Origin of the sequence: Mycoplana rhizolycopersici, from assembly GCF_013378445.1 — a bacterium.
Classification (GTDB): Bacteria; Pseudomonadota; Alphaproteobacteria; order Rhizobiales; family Rhizobiaceae; genus Mycoplana; species Mycoplana rhizolycopersici.
Genome location: NZ_JABXYK010000011.1, coordinates 63,271 through 79,867 on the forward strand (window position 1 = coordinate 63,271; position 16,597 = coordinate 79,867).

General features: G+C 64.1%; 16 protein-coding genes. 4 read left to right on the forward strand and 12 right to left on the reverse strand.

Features of this window, described 5'->3' with window-relative positions; all coding sequences use genetic code 11:
• Window positions 1-88: 88 nt before the first annotated feature.
• A complete protein-coding gene (locus tag HV823_RS17725; protein ID WP_176951073.1) occupies window positions 89-1,324 on the reverse strand; it encodes an ABC transporter substrate-binding protein in 1,236 nt (411 codons plus the stop codon).
• Between the two features lie 421 nt (window positions 1,325-1,745).
• Between HV823_RS17725 and HV823_RS17730 the strand changes: the two genes are divergently transcribed.
• Window positions 1,746-2,777 carry a LacI family transcriptional regulator gene (locus HV823_RS17730; protein ID WP_176951186.1) on the forward strand — a complete coding sequence of 344 codons (1,032 nt, stop codon included), beginning with the start codon at window positions 1,746-1,748 and terminating at the stop codon, window positions 2,775-2,777.
• Window positions 2,778-3,097: 320 nt separating this feature from the next.
• Here the strand turns inward: HV823_RS17730 and gndA are convergent, their stop codons facing one another.
• The 5 genes from gndA to ccoG form a co-directional block, all read right to left on the reverse strand.
• The gene (gene gndA, locus HV823_RS17735) at window positions 3,098-4,534 is read right to left on the reverse strand and encodes an NADP-dependent phosphogluconate dehydrogenase (RefSeq protein WP_176951074.1); all 1,437 of its coding nucleotides are present in this window, start codon (window positions 4,532-4,534) and stop codon (window positions 3,098-3,100) included.
• A 178-nt stretch (window positions 4,535-4,712) separates the two neighbouring features.
• Entirely contained in the window at window positions 4,713-4,901 is a 189-nt protein-coding gene (ccoS, locus tag HV823_RS17740; RefSeq protein WP_176951075.1) for a cbb3-type cytochrome oxidase assembly protein CcoS, read from the reverse strand.
• Window positions 4,898-7,204, reverse strand: a complete 2,307-nt coding sequence (locus HV823_RS17745) for a heavy metal translocating P-type ATPase (RefSeq protein WP_176951076.1) — start codon at window positions 7,202-7,204, stop codon at window positions 4,898-4,900. The genes ccoS and HV823_RS17745 overlap by 4 nt, the downstream gene beginning before the upstream one ends.
• Window positions 7,201-7,704 carry a FixH family protein gene (locus HV823_RS17750; protein WP_176951077.1) on the reverse strand — a complete coding sequence of 168 codons (504 nt, stop codon included), beginning with the start codon at window positions 7,702-7,704 and terminating at the stop codon, window positions 7,201-7,203. The genes HV823_RS17745 and HV823_RS17750 overlap by 4 nt, the downstream gene beginning before the upstream one ends.
• Window positions 7,701-9,284 carry a cytochrome c oxidase accessory protein CcoG gene (gene ccoG, locus HV823_RS17755; protein WP_176951078.1) on the reverse strand — a complete coding sequence of 528 codons (1,584 nt, stop codon included), beginning with the start codon at window positions 9,282-9,284 and terminating at the stop codon, window positions 7,701-7,703. The genes HV823_RS17750 and ccoG overlap by 4 nt, the downstream gene beginning before the upstream one ends.
• Window positions 9,285-9,461: 177 nt before the next feature.
• Between ccoG and HV823_RS17760 the strand changes: the two genes are divergently transcribed.
• Both HV823_RS17760 and HV823_RS17765 read left to right on the forward strand, forming a co-directional pair.
• Complete coding sequence (locus tag HV823_RS17760; RefSeq protein ID WP_176951079.1) at window positions 9,462-9,875, forward strand: SRPBCC family protein; 414 nt, start codon at window positions 9,462-9,464, stop codon at window positions 9,873-9,875.
• The gene (locus HV823_RS17765) at window positions 9,875-10,231 is read left to right on the forward strand and encodes a VOC family protein (protein WP_176951080.1); all 357 of its coding nucleotides are present in this window, start codon (window positions 9,875-9,877) and stop codon (window positions 10,229-10,231) included. The genes HV823_RS17760 and HV823_RS17765 overlap by 1 nt, the downstream gene beginning before the upstream one ends.
• A 69-nt stretch (window positions 10,232-10,300) precedes the next feature.
• On the opposite strand, the gene ccoP is transcribed toward HV823_RS17765, so the two are convergent.
• The 4 genes from ccoP to ccoN are packed head-to-tail and all read right to left on the reverse strand — an operon-like array spanning window position 10,301 to window position 13,722.
• Window positions 10,301-11,179 carry a cytochrome-c oxidase, cbb3-type subunit III gene (gene ccoP / locus HV823_RS17770; RefSeq protein ID WP_176951081.1) on the reverse strand — a complete coding sequence of 293 codons (879 nt, stop codon included), beginning with the start codon at window positions 11,177-11,179 and terminating at the stop codon, window positions 10,301-10,303.
• A 4-nt stretch (window positions 11,180-11,183) separates the two neighbouring features.
• The gene (locus HV823_RS17775; protein ID WP_097141014.1) at window positions 11,184-11,336 is read right to left on the reverse strand and encodes a cbb3-type cytochrome c oxidase subunit 3; all 153 of its coding nucleotides are present in this window, start codon (window positions 11,334-11,336) and stop codon (window positions 11,184-11,186) included.
• Between the two features lie 12 nt (window positions 11,337-11,348).
• Window positions 11,349-12,080, reverse strand: a complete 732-nt coding sequence (gene ccoO, locus HV823_RS17780) for a cytochrome-c oxidase, cbb3-type subunit II (RefSeq protein ID WP_176951082.1) — start codon at window positions 12,078-12,080, stop codon at window positions 11,349-11,351.
• A gap of 10 nt (window positions 12,081-12,090) precedes the next feature.
• Window positions 12,091-13,722 (reverse strand): cytochrome-c oxidase, cbb3-type subunit I, encoded by a 1,632-nt coding sequence (ccoN, locus tag HV823_RS17785; protein ID WP_176951083.1) that lies wholly within the window; start codon window positions 13,720-13,722, stop codon window positions 12,091-12,093.
• A gap of 197 nt (window positions 13,723-13,919) precedes the next feature.
• Here ccoN and HV823_RS17790 point away from each other — a divergent pair, with 197 nt between their 5' ends.
• A complete protein-coding gene (locus HV823_RS17790) occupies window positions 13,920-14,411 on the forward strand; it encodes a hemerythrin domain-containing protein (RefSeq protein ID WP_176951084.1) in 492 nt (163 codons plus the stop codon).
• A gap of 49 nt (window positions 14,412-14,460) precedes the next feature.
• On the opposite strand, the gene HV823_RS17795 is transcribed toward HV823_RS17790, so the two are convergent.
• The gene (locus HV823_RS17795) at window positions 14,461-15,405 is read right to left on the reverse strand and encodes a lipid A biosynthesis lauroyl acyltransferase (protein ID WP_425487675.1); all 945 of its coding nucleotides are present in this window, start codon (window positions 15,403-15,405) and stop codon (window positions 14,461-14,463) included.
• A 5-nt stretch (window positions 15,406-15,410) separates the two neighbouring features.
• A complete protein-coding gene (locus HV823_RS17800) occupies window positions 15,411-16,439 on the reverse strand; it encodes a zinc-binding dehydrogenase (RefSeq protein ID WP_176951085.1) in 1,029 nt (342 codons plus the stop codon).
• Window positions 16,440-16,597: the final 158 nt, after the last annotated feature.

Sequence of the window (16,597 nt, forward strand, 5' to 3'; positions counted from 1 at the left end):
CCGCTGAAAGGGCTTCCGGCGGAAGCCACCCCGAACCGCCGGCTCCGTCCGGAGACCGGAGCCGGCGGCATCATCGCAGATGCACCGATCACTCGGCCGTTGCGATGATCTGGACGAAGCGCTTCTGCGCATCTTCCGGGGTCATCGAGGGATTGGCGAAGAATTCGGAGAACAGGTCCTCCTTCTGCTTCTGGCTGTCGGCCGAGAGCAGCTGGTCCGTCCACTGGACGACATTGCCCTTGGCCAGGATGTCGAGACCCTTCTTCATGCAGTCATTGGCGGCCGCAAGATCGACGTCACCGCGCACCGGCACCGAACCCTTCTTCAGGTTGAAGGCGACCTGCACTTTCGGGTCGACGAGCGTCTCGGCCAGCGCGTCCTGCGCCCTGGACTTCTCCTCGTCCTCGAGCAGCGGAAAATAGAAGGCATCGCCGCCGGTCGCGATCACCTCGTTGACGCCGAGCCCCGGCAGGCAGCTGTAGTCCTCGCCCGCCTTGAGGCCCGCCAGCTGGAACTCGCCCTGCGCCCAGTCGCCCATGATCTGGCCGCCGGCCTTGCCGGTGATGACCATGTTGGTGGCCTGGTTCCAATCCTGGACGTTCGTCCCCTTCGACATCCGCCGCGCATCGTCGGCAGCCTTGAAGACCTTGGCCATATCGGGACCGGCCGCAGCTTCCGTGTCCTTGTCGCCAAACACCTTGAGGAAGGTGTCCTTGCCGGCAAGCGAAAGCATCAGCACGTCGAAGGCGTTGCTTGCCTGCCAGGGCTGGCCGCCGACGGCGAGCGGCACGATACCGGCCTTCTCCAGTGCCGGCGCCGCAGCGACGAGTTCGTCCCAGTTTTTCGGAACCGGCACGCCGGCCTTCTCGAAGGCCGCATTCGACAGCCACAACCACTGCCAGGAGTGGATGTTCACCGGCGCACAATAAATCTTGCCGTCGATCGTGCAGGAATCGAGCAGGCTCGCCGGCCGGATGATCTCCTTCCACTTGCCGCGCTCGGCGACATCGGTCAGGTCGCGCATCAGGCCTTCCTGCACAAGCTCCTCCGCCTGACGGCCGTGGTTGAACTGCGTCGCCCCCATCGGGTCGCCGCCGGTGATGCGGCTGACCATGATCGGCCTCGCCGTGCCGCCGGCCCCGGCAATGGCGCCGTCCACCCATTTGTTGCCGGTCGCGTCGAAGGCCTTGGCCAGTTCGGCGACCGCCGCCGCCTCGCCGCCGGACGTCCACCAATGCGTCACTTCCAGGTCCGTCGCATGCCCGGCAGCTACGGGCAGCGCGACGGTTGCAGCCAGGACTGCGATGACCGAACGAAATTTCATGAGTCTCCTCCCTCACTGAAACGTTGCAGTAAAAAGGTAGAGCAAGAGTGCCATTCGCGCAACCCGCTGAAAGTTGGAATTATGGGGAAACGATTTTGGAGCCCTCACGGGCTGAGGGAAAGCCGGCCACCACGGCGTCTCCCATCAACGGATGGCTTCAAATTATATTGGTAATTTCAATATATTAATGAAAAAATGCGTAACAAAGAAGCTGGAACCAGCTTCCCCGCACGACGCCCTAGCGGAGAGAATTCCAGTTTGGGCCGCAACCGCGAAAAAGCCGAACGACAACAAGACCCTTGACTAAATGGCCTCGACAAACCGGCTGTATCGTTTCAGTATAATCGTCCTGATGACGGGCATATTGGCGGGCCGGCAAGAAGCGTGATAACGCCGGAGCGCGAAAGGGGCGCACGAGATGATGGACAAGCCCGACAAAGATTTCGATACAGCCGCATCGTCCGCGGAGCGGCCAACGCTGAAGACGATCGCCTTCATGACCGGGCTCGGCATCACCACCGTTTCGCGCGCGCTGAAGGATGCGCCGGACATCGGGCATGAGACGAAGGAACGCGTCCGCCTCGTGGCCCGGCAGATCGGCTACCAGCCGAACCGCGCCGGCGTCCGCCTCCGGACCGGCAAGACCAACGTCATCAGCCTCGTCCTCAGCCTGGAAGAGGAGATCATGGGCCTGACGAGCCCCCTCGTCATGGGCATCTCCGAGATACTGGCCGGCACGCCCTATCACCTGGTCGTGACGCCCTATCGCACCGCGAACAATCCGCTGGATCCGATCCGCTACATTCTCGAGACCGGTGCTGCCGACGGCGTCATCATCTCGCGCACCGAGCCGCGCGACGCCAGGGTGGCGCTGATGATGGAGCGCAATTTCCCCTTCGTCACCCACGGCCGCACCGTCATGGGGCTGGAACATCCCTTCCACGACTTCGACAACGAACGCTTCGCCTACGAGGCCGTGCGCAAGCTGGCCGAGCGTGGGCGCCGCAGGCTGATGCTGCTTGAACCGCCGCCGCACCTGACGTTCAACGTCCACATGCGCACCGGCTTCGAACGCGGCGTGCGCGATTTCGGCGGCACGATCATCCCCTTCAGCCAGGTCAATCTCGATTCGAGCCTTCCGGACATTCGCGCGGCCTGCGAAAGGGTCATGCAATCTTCCGATACGCCTGACGGCATCGTCTCCGGCAGCGGCTCCGGCGCCGTCGCGCTGATCGCCGCCGTCGAAGGCAGCGGGCGACGCATCGGTCACGAGATTGACATCGTCTCCAAGGAACCCAGCACCTTCCTGCAATGGCTGAGGCCCGAGGTGTCGACGATGCGCGAAGACATCCGCCTTGCAGGCCGCGAGCTCGCAAAAGCCGTCATCGGCCGCATCGACGGCCGCCCGGCGAGCGAACTGCAGACGCTGAGCTACCCGATCCCCACGGATTGAACGGCCGGCCAAAAAATTTCGTTCTCGGCCGTGTCCAACGACACCCTGCCTCGACAAATAAGCCTTCCACGCCAGGGTCATAGCAGTACGCCAACGAACATCCCCTCCACCGTCATGCCGGACTTGATCCGGCATGACGGAGCGGAATAGTTGCGTCGCTTAATTGCCCACATCGACAGCGACGTCGCAGCGAACTGTGCATACGCGATGATGCCAGATCGCGCCCTGCAAAAGAAAGGGCCGGCGCGAACGCCGGCCCTCCCAGTCTTTCATGCCTCCGGTCTCACGACCGGTGGCGCTCGCCTGCCATCGTTTCCCGATCAGGCGCCGGCGCCGAGGCCGCTGCCCCAGGGGCCGTGATGGCTGTCGGTGCCATCGATCCTGTCGAAGCCATGCGCGCCAAAAAAGTCGCGCTGGGCCTGGATGATGTTGGCCGTGCCGCGGCCGCGACGGTAGCTGTCGAAGTAGCCGAGCGCGGATGCCAGTGCCGGAACCGGCAGGCCTGCCAGGACGGCCGCCGAGACAACGCGGCGAAGCGAACCGTCTGTCTCCTTGACCATGTCGGCGAAGGCCGGCGTGACGATCAGGTTGGCCGCATCCGGAGCCTTGGTGAAGGCGGAAGTGATCTCGTCCAGGAACTGCGAACGGATGATGCAACCTGCGCGCCAGATCTTGGCGATGGTCGGCATCGGCAGGTTCCAGTTGAACTCCTTGGAGGCTGCCGCCATCACCGCGAAGCCCTGCGCATAGGCACCGATCTTTGCGGCCAGCAGCGCGCTTTCCAGGTCCTTGATGAAGGCGGTCTTGTCGGAAACCGAAAGCGGTGCCACCGCGGGAAGGCCCAGGATCTTTTCTGCCGCTTCGCGCTCGCCCTTGAGCGAGGACAGGCTGCGCGCGGCAACGGCTGCCTCGATCGCGGTCGCCGGAACGCCCATGTTCTGCGCCTCGATCACCGACCATTTGCCGGTGCCCTTCTGGCCGGCCTTGTCGAGGATCATGTCGACGATCGGCTTGCCGCCGATCGGATCGGCCGCTTCGAGCACCTTGGCGGTGATCTCGATCAGGTAGGAATTGAGCCGCCCCATGTTCCAGGTCGCAAAGACCTCGCCGATCTCCGTGGCGCTCATCTTGAGGCCGTCGCGCAGGATGCCGTAGATCTCCGCGATCATCTGCATGTCGGCATATTCGATGCCGTTGTGGATGGTCTTGACGAAATGGCCGGCGCCGTTTTCGCCGAGCCATGCGACGCAGGGTTCGCCGTTGTACTTCGCGGCGATCGAGGTCAGCACCTTCTCGACGCGTTTCCAGCTGTCTTCCGTGCCGCCGACCATGATCGACGGGCCGTGGCGCGCGCCTTCCTCGCCACCCGAAACGCCCATGCCGATGAAGGTCAGGCCGCTGTCCTTCAGCGCGTCGAAGCGGCGCATCGTGTCGCGGAAATTGGCGTTTCCGGCATCGATCATGATGTCGTTCTTTTCGAGGTGCGGCCGCAGCAATTCCATCTGCTGGTCGACGGGGTCGCCGGCCTTGATCATGATGATGATCGGCCGCGGCGGGCGGATCGCCGCAACGAACTCCTCGATCGTCTCGCAGGGCACGATATTGTCCTTCAGCGCGCCCGCTTCCTCGACGAATTCGTGGGTACGTTCGACGGTGCGGTTGAAGACCGCGATCTTGTTGCCCTTTTCGGCGATGTTGAGCGCCAGATTCGATCCCATGACGCCGAGACCGATCAACCCGATTTCCGCCTGTGCCACGTTCTTACCTCCGTATGGAATGGTGCAACCCGGCCGACGGCAGCGCGCGGCAGGGACTGCGCAAAGATACTTCCCCGCAGCCGGGACATGATAGTGCCCCGGCTGCGGTCAGGCGGCTGTTTTGGCATTTAAATCGATTAGGGACAAGCCGTTGTTTGGCCTCAAACACGCATGGCTGCTATCCGCGTTTGGCGCCTCCCCCGACGCTCACCTTCGCGTCGCTGCCAGCCTCTCCGTCGTCAAGCACGCGCCAGGCCGCACCGTCGAGATCCTCATACTGGCCGCTGCGGATGGACCAGAGGAAGGCGGCAAGCCCGAGACCGCCGAGAAAGAGGGCGATCGGGATGAGGTAGATCAGCGTGTTCATGCGGGGCGCACCATTCCGGTTGCCTCGTGCCGTTCGGCCTGCCGTGCCGCACCGGCGGGCGCCGCTCCCTTCAGCCGCAGCGAATTCGCCACGACGACGATCGACGAGGTCGACATCGCGATCGCAGCGATCAGCGGCGTCGCGTGACCGAGGATGGCGATCGGCACGGCGATGATGTTGTAGCCGATGGCGAGCGCGAAGTTCTGCCGTATCAGCCGGTCGGCCGTGCGTGCGGTATCAAGGGCGAAGGAAACCGAATCCAGCCCGTCATGCAGGAAGACGAGGTCGGCCGCCTGGCGGCCGATGTCGGCCGCCGTCGCCGGCGCCATCGAGACATGTGCTGCCGACAGCGCCGGCGCATCGTTGATGCCGTCGCCGACCATCAGCACCTTCGCCCCCGATGCCGCATCCCTGCCGACGGCCTCGGTCTTCTGCCGCGGGGCAAGCCCTGCCATCCAGCGCTCCACACCGAGCTTCGACGCAACCCGCGAAACGGCCGCCGGGCGGTCGCCGGAAAGAATGCCAAGCTGCACCCCGCCCTTTCGCAACCTGTCGATCGCCGCTTGCGCGGCAGGCCGCAGCCGGTCCTCGAAGCGGAAGGTCTGCAGAAGGTGCCAATCGAGGGACAGCACCACTTCCGAAGCCGCCGACCCGTCATCGTCCATTGCCGCGTTGCCGGATGCGAAGGCGCGGTTGCCCAGACGCCAGACACCCTCCGCAGTCACGGCCTCAAGCCCGCATCCGGGAATTTCAGTCACCGTTTCGAATTCCGGCAACGAACCGGAATGGGCAGCAGCAAGTGCTGCCGACAGCGGGTGGCGGGAATGGGCGGCAAGTGCCGCGGCCACAGCAAAAGCGCGATCGGGTGGAAGCGTCCCATGCTGCGCTTGCGCCGGTTCACGGCCGATCAGGCGCGGTGTTCCCATGGTCAGCGTGCCGGTCTTGTCGAACAGCGCCGTGTCGATCTCGGCAAGCCGCTCCATCGCCGAGCCGTCCTTGACCATGATGCCGTTGCCGAACAGCCGCCCGGCCGCGACCACCTGAACCACCGGCACGGCAAGCCCCAGCGCGCAGGGGCAGGTAATGATCAGGACCGCGACCGCGACGAGCAGCGCATGCTTCCAGTCTCCGTCGTAGAAGCCCCAGCCCATGAAGGAGACCAGCGCCAGCAGGTGCACGGCGGGCGAGTAGTAGGCGGCGGCGCGGTCGGCAATCCGGCGATAGCGGGCCCGCCCGCCTTCGGCCGCCTCCATCAGGCCGATGACCTCCGCCAGGAACGACGCCTTGGCCACGGCGGTCGCCTCCACCTGCAGCGCCCCCGTCAGGTTCATCACGCCGGCCTCCAGAACGGTGCCCGGCCGCGCCGTCACCGGCACGCTTTCGCCGCTGACGAGCGAGCGGTCGACGTCGCTGACACCGGAGATGACCCGAGCGTCGACGGCGAAGCGCTCACCCGCCGCAATCGAAAGCCGGTCGCCGACCGCGATCTCCTCCACCGGGCGAAAGAGCCGGGTTCCGTCCGCCTGGACGACCATGGCGCCACGCGGCGAAAGCCTTGCAAGCCCGGTGATCGCCGAACGCGCACGGTCGCGCATCACGTGGTCCAGGGTCCGGCCGATGAGGAGGAAGAACAAAAGCGTCACGGTCGCGTCGAACCAGGCATGCTCGGCGCTGTGGATCGTCTCCCAAAGCGAGACGCAGTAGGACAGCATCACGGCAAGCGAGATCGGCACATCCATGTTGGTACGGCCGTGCTTCAGGGCGCTCCAGGCCGAGCGGAAGAAGAATCGCCCGGCATAGATCAGCACCGGCCCGGCAATCAGCGCCGAGATCCAGTGGAACAGGTCACGCGTCGATGCCTCGGCGCCCGACCAGACCGAAACCGACAAGAGCATGATGTTCATCGCCGCAAAACCGGAGACGGCGACGGCGCGGATCAGGTCGTTGCGAAGCTCGTCGTCCGGCGCAAGGGGTGCGGCATAGAGATGGGCGGCATAGCCGCGCGACGTCACTGCCGTCACGATCGAGCGCGGGTCAAAGCCGTCGCCTTCACGCCACCGCACCGCCACGCGCCTGGCCGTCAGGTTGACGCGGGCATCCTCGATGCCGGGAACCGCCGCAAGCGCACCTTCGAGCGTGGTGATGCAGGCGCCGCAGTGGACGCCGGGGACGCTGAGGTCGGTCTGATGGAGACCGCCGCCGAGGTCCTTGCTGGCCAAAAGCAACTCCTCGGCCGAAGGCACGGACCCGGTGCCCGACGCAACGTCGAGCGCGCCTTCCGTGCCGGGTGCGCAGCAGCTCATGGCCTGTCTCCTGCAACGATCAGCCGGATCGTCTGGTGGAAGAGAACCTCCCCGCCGCGCGTCGTGCCGATGTCGGCAATCCACTGACCGGGCTCCATTTCCCGCACGGCAGAGTAGTTGCCGCCGCCGTCGGCGGCAAGCGCCAGATGGAAATCGTCCCGCTCGTCGACGGGCCGCTTGAAGGTGATCGAAACGTTGTCGGCTGCGACCCCCACCCCATCCACGTCATGCAACGTATAGGTCACGCGCCCGTCGGCAATGACGAGCTCGCCGTTCATCCCGCTCGCCGCAAAGGCCTTGGCCTTTTCGACCTTGTCGTTGAACTGCTGGCTGGCAACGTAGGTGTTCTGCACCACGAGCCCGCTCCAGCTGCTCACGGCGTTCCACGCCATGAACACGTTGACCGAGATGATCGTGCCGAAGAACAGCACCATCACCCCCAGCATGTGCCAGCCGGTAAAGCGGAAAGGTAGTTTTTCACGCGTGGCGAACGGGCTCATTTCGCGCCTCCGGGGGCATTGAAGTTGGCATCATAGGTGCTGCGCTCGTTGCCCGGCCGGTCCTCGGCTATCAGGCGGAAGCCCTCGCCCGCCTCGCTGCGGAAGTCCTTGGGCAGCGTCACGAACACCTTCATGGCGGTCACCTTGTCGGGCGGAACCGGAATGTTGAAGCTGCGGCCGTCAGCGCTGTCATGGCCGGCGATGCGCAGGGTGGCATTGGGCAGCCCCTCGATCGAAAGCGTGATGATGCGCGGCTCGGGGATCATGTTGAGAAGCTTGACCTCGTAGCCGTTGCGGATCGAGCCGTCCGATTCGATGACGTATTGGGGATTGCGGTCGTGGATCACGTTCAGCCCCAGCCGGTCACGTGAGACCAGCGCGAAGACGAGACCAAGACCGGCGGCGGTCCACACGAGCATGTAGAAGATCGTCCGCATGCGGAAGATCACCCGCCAGTCGAAATGGCGCAGCTCGGGCGACAGGCTGCCATCGGCCGCACGCACGCGCGCCGGGTCGATCGGGCGCATCCCGCCATCGGTCGCAAGCGCCATGTTCTCTGTGTAGTCCGACAGCGTCGCATAGGCGATCAGGCCACGCTCCTTGCCGAGCTTGTCCATCACGCCATCGCAGGCGTCGATGCAAAGGGCGCAGGTGATGCACTCGAGCTGCTGCCCGTCGCGGATATCGATGCCCATGGGACAGACCGCGACGCACGCATTGCAATCCACGCAATCGCCGACACTTTCGCCCGCCGCGGCAGCCTTCTTCGCGTGCCGCGAGCGCGGCTCGCCGCGCCAGTCGTTATACGTCACGACGAGCGAGTTCTCGTCCACCATCGCGCCCTGGATGCGCGGCCAGGGGCACATGTAGGTGCAGACCTGCTCGCGCATCAGGCCGCCGAAGACATAGGTAGTGGCGGTCAGGATTGCCACGGTAATGTAGGCGACGGGCGGCGCGTCGAAGGTGACGAAGCTCATCAGAAGCTTCGGCGCGTCGGCAAAGTAGAAGATCCACGCGCCGCCGGTAGCGATCGCGATCGCAAGCCAGATGGCATGTTTCGCAACGCGCTTGCGCAGCTTGTCGAAGCTCCACGGGCCGGCATCCAATTTCATTCGCGCATTCCGGTCGCCTTCGATCGCGCGCTCGACCACGAGGAACAGGTCCACCCAGACCGTCTGCGGACAGGCGTAGCCGCACCAGGCCCGCCCCACCGCAGAGGTCACGAGGAAGAGCCCGAATCCGGCCATGACGAGTAGCCCCGCCACGAAGAAGAACTCCTGCGGCCAGATCTCGATGAAGAAGAAGTAGAAGCGCCGTGCCGCAAGGTCCACCAGCACCGCCTGGTCCGGCGCATGGGCGCCGCGGTCCCAGCGGATCCAGGGCGTCAGATAGTAGATGCCGAGCGTGATCAGCATCACGATCCACTTGAACTGCCGAAACCGCCCCTCGGCGCGCTTCGGAAAGATCTTCCTGCGCTTCTCATAGAGCGGCTTGCGCAGCTTCGCCGAATTGACGGCTTCAGCGTCGAGCCGTTCGACCACTGCATCTTTCCGGGGTTCCAAGGCGTTGTATATGTTCATGACGGGCACCGTTTCAGTGACCCGTTTGTGCGCCCCGGCGGCCCCATGCTCCTTGACTTAAGTCAACATCGGCACTTGGAGACGCCATCGGAGGATGCGACAAATGCGCCGGCCGCAATCGTGGCACGGCGTTGACCGAGCCGCTGTCGGTCCATTCCAGCGCAGGAGGAGACAGGAATGACGACTTATCCCGCCCGGTTCATCCACCGGTCGATCGCCCGCGACTGGCGCGCGGTTTATTCCTTTGCCGCGCAGCCGGAAAACATCCGGCAATGGGCATCCGGACTCGCCGCCGGACTGACGCCGGACGGGGAAGACTGGATCGGCGACGGTGGCCCGATCGGCAAGCTTCGCGTGCGCTTTGCGCCCGCCAACGAGTTCGGAGTCATCGACCATACGGTGACGCTGCCGGACGGCACCCGTATCTACAATGCGCTGCGGATCATACCGAATGCGGATGGGGCCGAGGTCATGTTCACCCTTTACCGCCTGCCCGGCGTAAGCGATGAAGCGTTCGAAGCCGATGCCGCCCATATCGCCCGCGACCTGGAGGCATTGAAGGTCATTCTGGAAACGACGGAGATGTTTTGATGGGTACGGCCGGCAAGGATCGCAAGATCGACTATATCGAGTTCAACGTGGCCGATATCGCCCGGTCGAAGGCATTCTACGGTTCCGCCTTCGGCTGGACCTTCACCGACTACGGGCCGGAATACTGCGAATTCCAGGACGGCCGCCTGTCCGGCGGTTTCACCACGCTCGCGCCGGTGAATGCCGCCGGCGGACCGCTGGTGATCCTGTTCGCCGACGACCTGGAGGACGCGCTCACTCGTGTGGAGACGGCGGGCGGCAGGATCGCCAGGCCCATCTTCCCGTTTCCCGGCGGCAGGCGCTTCCACTTTGCCGATCCGGATGGATACGAGCTTGCGGTCTGGTCCGACCGCTAGCTGGCGGACGAATGACGGCCGGGGCATTGCCTCCCCGGCCGGTCCCGAAAGCTCCGATTTTGCGAACGTCTACTCGCCGCCGCCCAGCGAGTGGACGAAGACGGCCAATTGCTTGACGGTCGGCTCGCCGAGGCGGGGCAGCCAGGCGGGCATAACGCCATGCTTCGGCGACCGGATCTGGGTGGCGATGGCCACCTCGGCCTCTCCCTTCAGCCAGATGGCGTCGGCAAGGTTCGGCGCGCCAAGCTCGCGATTGCCCTTCGCATCTTCGCCGTGGCAGGAGGCGCAATTGTCCGCAAAGAGCTGCTTGCCGGGCTCGACCATGCCCTGGTCGGCAGGCGTGCCGGTGAGGCTGACCACATAGGCGGCCACCTGCCTGATCTCGTCGGGCTGCAGCATGTCGCCGAAGGCAGGCATTTCGGAGACGTGCGTGTCCGGATCGCTTTCAAAGCGAATGCCGTGTGCGATCGTCTTGTAGATCTCGTCGATGCTGCCCCCCCAGATCCAGTCGTCGTCGTTCAGGTTCGGAAAGCCCTGCGAGCCGGCCGCACCGGAGCCGTGGCACTGGGCGCAGTTGACCTTGAAGGCCGACGCACCGCCGGCGATGGCGAACTGCGCCAGCTCCGGATCGGCGACGATCTCGGTCAGCGGCGCTGCGGCGATCCGCTCGACATAGACGTTCTGCGCGGTGCGGGCGGCCTCGAGGTCCCTGGCGACGTTCACCCGGCTCGAATAGCCGAGCACTCCCTGCGTGGCCCCCGTCAACAACGGCCATGCCGGATACGCGATCGTATAGCCGATCGCCCAGACGATGGTCGCGTAGAAGGTCCAGACCCACCAGCGCGGCATCGGATTGTTCAGCTCACGGATCCCGTCCCACTCGTGGCCGGTGGTCTCGACGCCCGAGATCTCGTCGACGTGCTTTTCGGCACTTGGTCTATCGAGCATGATATCAGTCCTCCTTGAGAGGGATTTCGGCGGCGTTTTCGGCGGCTTTGCGCGCGCCGGGCCGGAAGGTGAAGAGAACGACGCCGACGAAAAAGATCGTCATGGCGAGCAGCCCCCAGCTGTCGGCGAAGTGGCGCATGGCGGTATAGGTTTCCATCTCGCGCCCTCCTCAGCGATAGCCGCTGGCGTTATCGTAGGTGGAGAAGTCTACCAGCGTGCCGAGCATCTGCAGATAGGCGACAAGAGCATCCATCTCCGTCAGCTTCTGCGGATCACCGTCGAAATCGCCGACCTTCGCCTTCGGATAGCGCTCAAGGAGACCGGCGGTGTCGCCGTTCGGATCCGCCTGCGCCTTGAGGTCGGCGACAGCGTTTTCCAGCATCGCATCGTCATAGGGCACGCCCACGGCCCGGTTCGCCTTGAGGTTCATGGTGACGTCGGTCACCTTCAAGGGCGTCTCCTTCAGGAAGGCATAGCTGGGCATGATCGATTCCGGCACGACCGAGCGCGGCTCGATCAGGTGCTGCACGTGCCATTCGTTCGAATAGCGGTCGCCGACGCGGGCGAGGTCCGGCCCCGTGCGCTTCGAGCCCCACTGGAACGGATGGTCGTACATGCTCTCGGCGGCGAGGCTGTAGTGGCCGTAGCGCTCGACCTCGTCGCGGAACGGACGGATCATCTGGCTGTGACAGACGTAGCAGCCTTCCCGGACGTAGATGTCGCGTCCTGCAAGTTCCAGCGGCGAGTAGGGACGCATGCCTTCCACCTTCTCGATCGTGTTCTCGAGGTAGAAGAGCGGTGCGATCTCCACGATGCCGCCGACGGTAACGACGAGCAGCGAGCCGACCAGAAGCAGGGTCGCGTTGCGTTCGATGAGTGCGTGTTTGTCGAGGATCGACATGTTCGTGCTCCTATTCGGCGGGCTGCAGTGCGGGTGCTACGCCGGGGATCGGCGCCTCGTCGCGCTGGTAGCCGAGGATGGTCATGGTGACGTTGAAGGCCATGATCAACGCGCCGGCGAGGAACAGGCCGCCGCCGATGGCACGCAGGACGTAGTAGGGGATCATCGCTGCCACGGTTTCCGCGAACGAGTAGACGAGGAAGCCCTGGCCGTCGTACTCGCGCCACATCAGGCCCTGCTGGATGCCGGCGACCCACATCACCGCGGCGTAGACGACGATGCCGAGGGTGGCGAGCCAGAAGTGCCAGTTGACCATGCGGATCGAATAGAGCCGCTCGCGGTTCCAAAGCTTCGGCACGAGGAAGTAGATTGCGCCGAAGGTGATCAGGCCGTTCCAGCCGAGCGCGCCGGAATGCACGTGGCCGATGGTCCAGTCGGTGTAGTGGCTGAGCGAGTTGACCGCACGGATCGACATCATCGGCCCCTCGAAGGTCGCCATTCCGTAGAAGGCGATGGCCATGACCATCATGCGCACGATCGGATCGGTGCGGATCTTGTCCCAGGCGCCGGAAAGCGTCATCAGGCCGTTGATCATCCCGCCCCAGGAGGGCATCCACAGCATGATCGAGAACACCATGCCGAGCGTCTGCGCCCAGTCGGGCAGCGCGGTATAGTGCAGATGGTGCGGACCAGCCCAGATATAGAGGAAGATCAGCGCCCAGAAGTGGATGATCGAAAGACGGTAGGAATAGACCGGACGGTTCACCTGCTTGGGCACGAAGTAGTACATCATGCCCAGGAAGCCGGCGGTGAGGAAGAAGCCCACGGCGTTGTGGCCGTACCACCACTGGGTCAGCGCATCCTGCACGCCCGAGAAGGCCGAATAGCTCTTTACGCCGAGGAAGGAGACCGGCACCGCCAGGTTGTTGACGATGTGCAGCATCGCGACCGTGACGATGAACGACAGGAAGAACCAGTTTGCCACGTAGATGTGCGGCTCCTTGCGCTTCAGGATCGTCCCGAGGAAGGCGATCAGATAGGCGACCCAGACGACGGTGAGCCAGAGATCCACATACCATTCGGGTTCAGCATATTCGCGCCCCTGGGTGATGCCCAGCAGATAGCCGGTCGCGGCCATGACGATGAACAGCTGGTAGCCCCAGAACACGAACCAGCCGAGATTGCCGCCGAACAGGCGCGCGCGCGAGGTGCGCTGGACGACGTAGAACGACGTCGCGATCAGGGCGTTTCCGCCGAAGGCGAAGATCACTGCGGACGTATGCAGCGGACGCATGCGGCCGAAGTTGAGCCAGGGTTCGATGTTGAGATCGGGAAACGCCAATTGCAGCGCCACGACCACGCCGACGAGAAAGCCGACGACGCCCCAGAAGACCGTGGCGATGACACCGTACTTGATGACGTCGTCGAAGTACGGGTTCGCGTCCGCCTTGTTGCCGCTGTCGCCGGGAACGGGATAAGGCGCAAATGACACGCGGCGCAGCATTACCACCGTGCCGCCCAGCAGCACGAAGAACAGCACCCACATATGGGCCTGGAATAAATTGTCATGTGCAAAAGCCGCGCCGAGAAGCGCGAAGAACGCCCCCACGGCAAGCAGCGCGGTTTCAAATCCATATTTCATCGTTGGCATCCCCAACTCAACGTGCCCAACTCAGCGAGTGTTGCGTGCCGGAGGGGATTCGCTCGAAACCCATCGCGGCAGTCAGCGCAGTGCTCGCAGAAGCGTGAAGGCTCAGCCTTGATGCAGATCAACGCGAGGTTTTGACCGCGCAGACATCAATGTCGGCAGATTGAGGTCTCAGGACGAGGAACGTGCCAATGACGCTGGCAAACCAGGAACACGACAGGGTCGAGCACCTGCTCTCCGCCATGCCCCGCGACACCGTGTCGCTCGACTGGCTGGCGGGCGCCCATCGCGAACAACTGCTGCTGTGCGACGCGCTGGAGGAAATCGCCGACAGCCTGCCGGCAGCCGTGAACCGGCAAAAGTGCATTTATGCGGCAAAGGTCTTGGGACCGCTGATCCACGGCCTGCATCGCTACGAGGAACAGGTGCTGTTTCCTCACCTCGCCGCTGAGGCTGCGAGCGACGGCGACCTGGGCCGGACGCTGAACCGGCTGAAGTTCGAGCACTGCGAAGACGAATGTTTTGCAGAGGAGTTGGTCGATACCCTTCTCAAGCTTGGCAGCGGCACGCCGGACGTGAATGCCGAGGCGGCCGGCTACATGCTGCGCGGCTTCTTCGAGACGATCCGCCGCCACATCGCGTTCGAGCGCGAGCACCTCCTGCGCGGCATCAACGCCGCCTGATACGGTCATTCCGAAGCAGAGTTCCCGGAGCCGCTGCGCAAGCTCCCCGTCAGGCCTTCTTGGCCTTCAGCGTATGCTTGATGTCCCAGCGGTCGTGATACCAGAGCCATTGGCTCGGATATTCACGAACCCATTGCTCGACCTTGTCGTTCAGCTTCTGTGCCGTGGCATCGACATCGATCGAACCGTCCGCCTTGCGCGGGATCTCCATTGCCGGTTCCAGTTCCAGCCGGAAGCGGTTGTTCGGCAGCCGGATGCAGCGGGCCGGATAGACCTCGCAGTCGAACTGGCGCACCAGCTTGGCCAGCAACGGATTTGTATGGACGGGCTGATCGAAGAAGCTTGTGGGCAATCCCTTCCGGTACTTCTGGTCGACCAGAACGCCGACGGGCTGGCCGCTGTCGAGCTTGCGGGCCAGCGTGAACGACGAGCCTGCATGCGACGGCACGAGGTTGCCCATGCGCGCGCGGCGGAACTCGAAGACCTTCTCGGCGATGTAGGGATTGTTGGGCGGCCGGAACAGCACCGTCACCTCGATGCCGAAAGCAGCGCCTGCGACCGGCAACATCTCGAAATTGCCGGTGTGGCCGGTAAAGACGATGAAGGGCCGGCGGTTCTCGTAGAGGTCGATGAAGATCGGGATGCCCTCCACCTCGACCCTACCGACCTTGTCGCTGAACGGATCGAAATCGAACAGTCGATCCAGGAAGACGTATTCGGCGGCCATCCGGCCCATGTTGCCCCAGCTCTCCATGGCAATGGCGGAAAGCTCGGCATCAGACTTTTCGGGAAAGGCGTTGCGCAGGTTCGTCATCATCAGCGCGTGCCTGCCCGTCTTCGGCCCGATAAAGCGGGCGACGCGGTCGGCGAAGTTCATCGCCCCGTCCGCCGGAAACAGCTTCAGGACGTTCAGAAGGCCGAACACGAGCTGCGCGATCAGCCACTGTTCGAAATTGCGCAGCGCCAGAACGACGCGAGTGATGAAACGACGCACGATCGTCAGTCCAGCCGCAGGACGATCTTGCCGAAGATCTGGCGCGATTCCATCCGCTCCAGCGCGGTCGCGATCCCGTCGAAAGTGACCTCGGTGTCGATCACCGGGTGAACGACGCCGCGCGCCATCTTCTGCATGGCGTTTGCCATGTTCTCCATGCGGCAGCCGAACGAACCGAGCAGCTTCAATTGCTGCTGGAACAGCATCATCAGGTTCATCTCGGTCGAAACGCCCGAGGTCGAGCCACATGTGACGAGGCGACCGCCGCGCTTCAGGCACAGCATCGAGCCGGCCCAGGTGTCCTTGCCGACATGCTCGAACACCACGTCCACGCCCTTCTTCTTCGTCAGCTTGCGCACGACGCCCTCGAAGCGGTCCTCGCGGTAGTTGATGACGTGGTCGGCACCGAGCGCCTTGGCCTTCTCGATCTTGTCGTTGGAGCCGACCGTGGTGATGACGGTGCAGCCGATCTTCTTGGCCAGCTGGATTGCAGCCGTGCCGATGCCCGATCCGCCGGCATGGACGAGGATCGTCTCGCCGGGCTCAAGCTTGGCATTGTCGAACAGCATGTGCTCGACGGTGCCGAAGGTGACGGGCGCAAGCGCGGCTGCGACCGCGTCGATGCCGGGAGGTGCCGGAACGAGCTGGCGGGCGGGAATGTTGATCTTTTCCTGCGCGAAACCGTCGAGATGGAACCCATGCACGCCGCCGACATGCTCGCACAGGTTATCGCGCCCCTCGCGGCAGGGCTTGCACAGGCCGCAGACGCGCGCGCCGTAGACCGATACGAGCTGCCCCGGCAGCACGTTTGCAACGCCCGGGCCGATCTGGTCGACGACACCGGCGGCTTCCGCGCCGATCACCAGCGGCATCTTGCGCTTGGCAAACGCCATGCCGCGCCAGCCCCAGACGTCAATATGGTTCAGCGCCACCGCCTTGACCCGCAGCGTCACCTCGCCGGGTGCCGGCGCCGGAGGCTCGGGAATGTCGGTCAGTTCGAGCTTGCGATCATCGAGAAGCTGCAGTGCGCGCATTTTTCGGTCCTTTGCCGCGCTGGCGGCATGATGTTTATGGGCGGCGTCGGCTGGCGCCTAAGGCGCGCCACGTTTCGGATCGTTCCTCTAGCGCATGCCCCGGAAAATCGAAACATCTTTCGCAAGAGGGTCGCAGGCGGCATACGCCTGTCACGGGC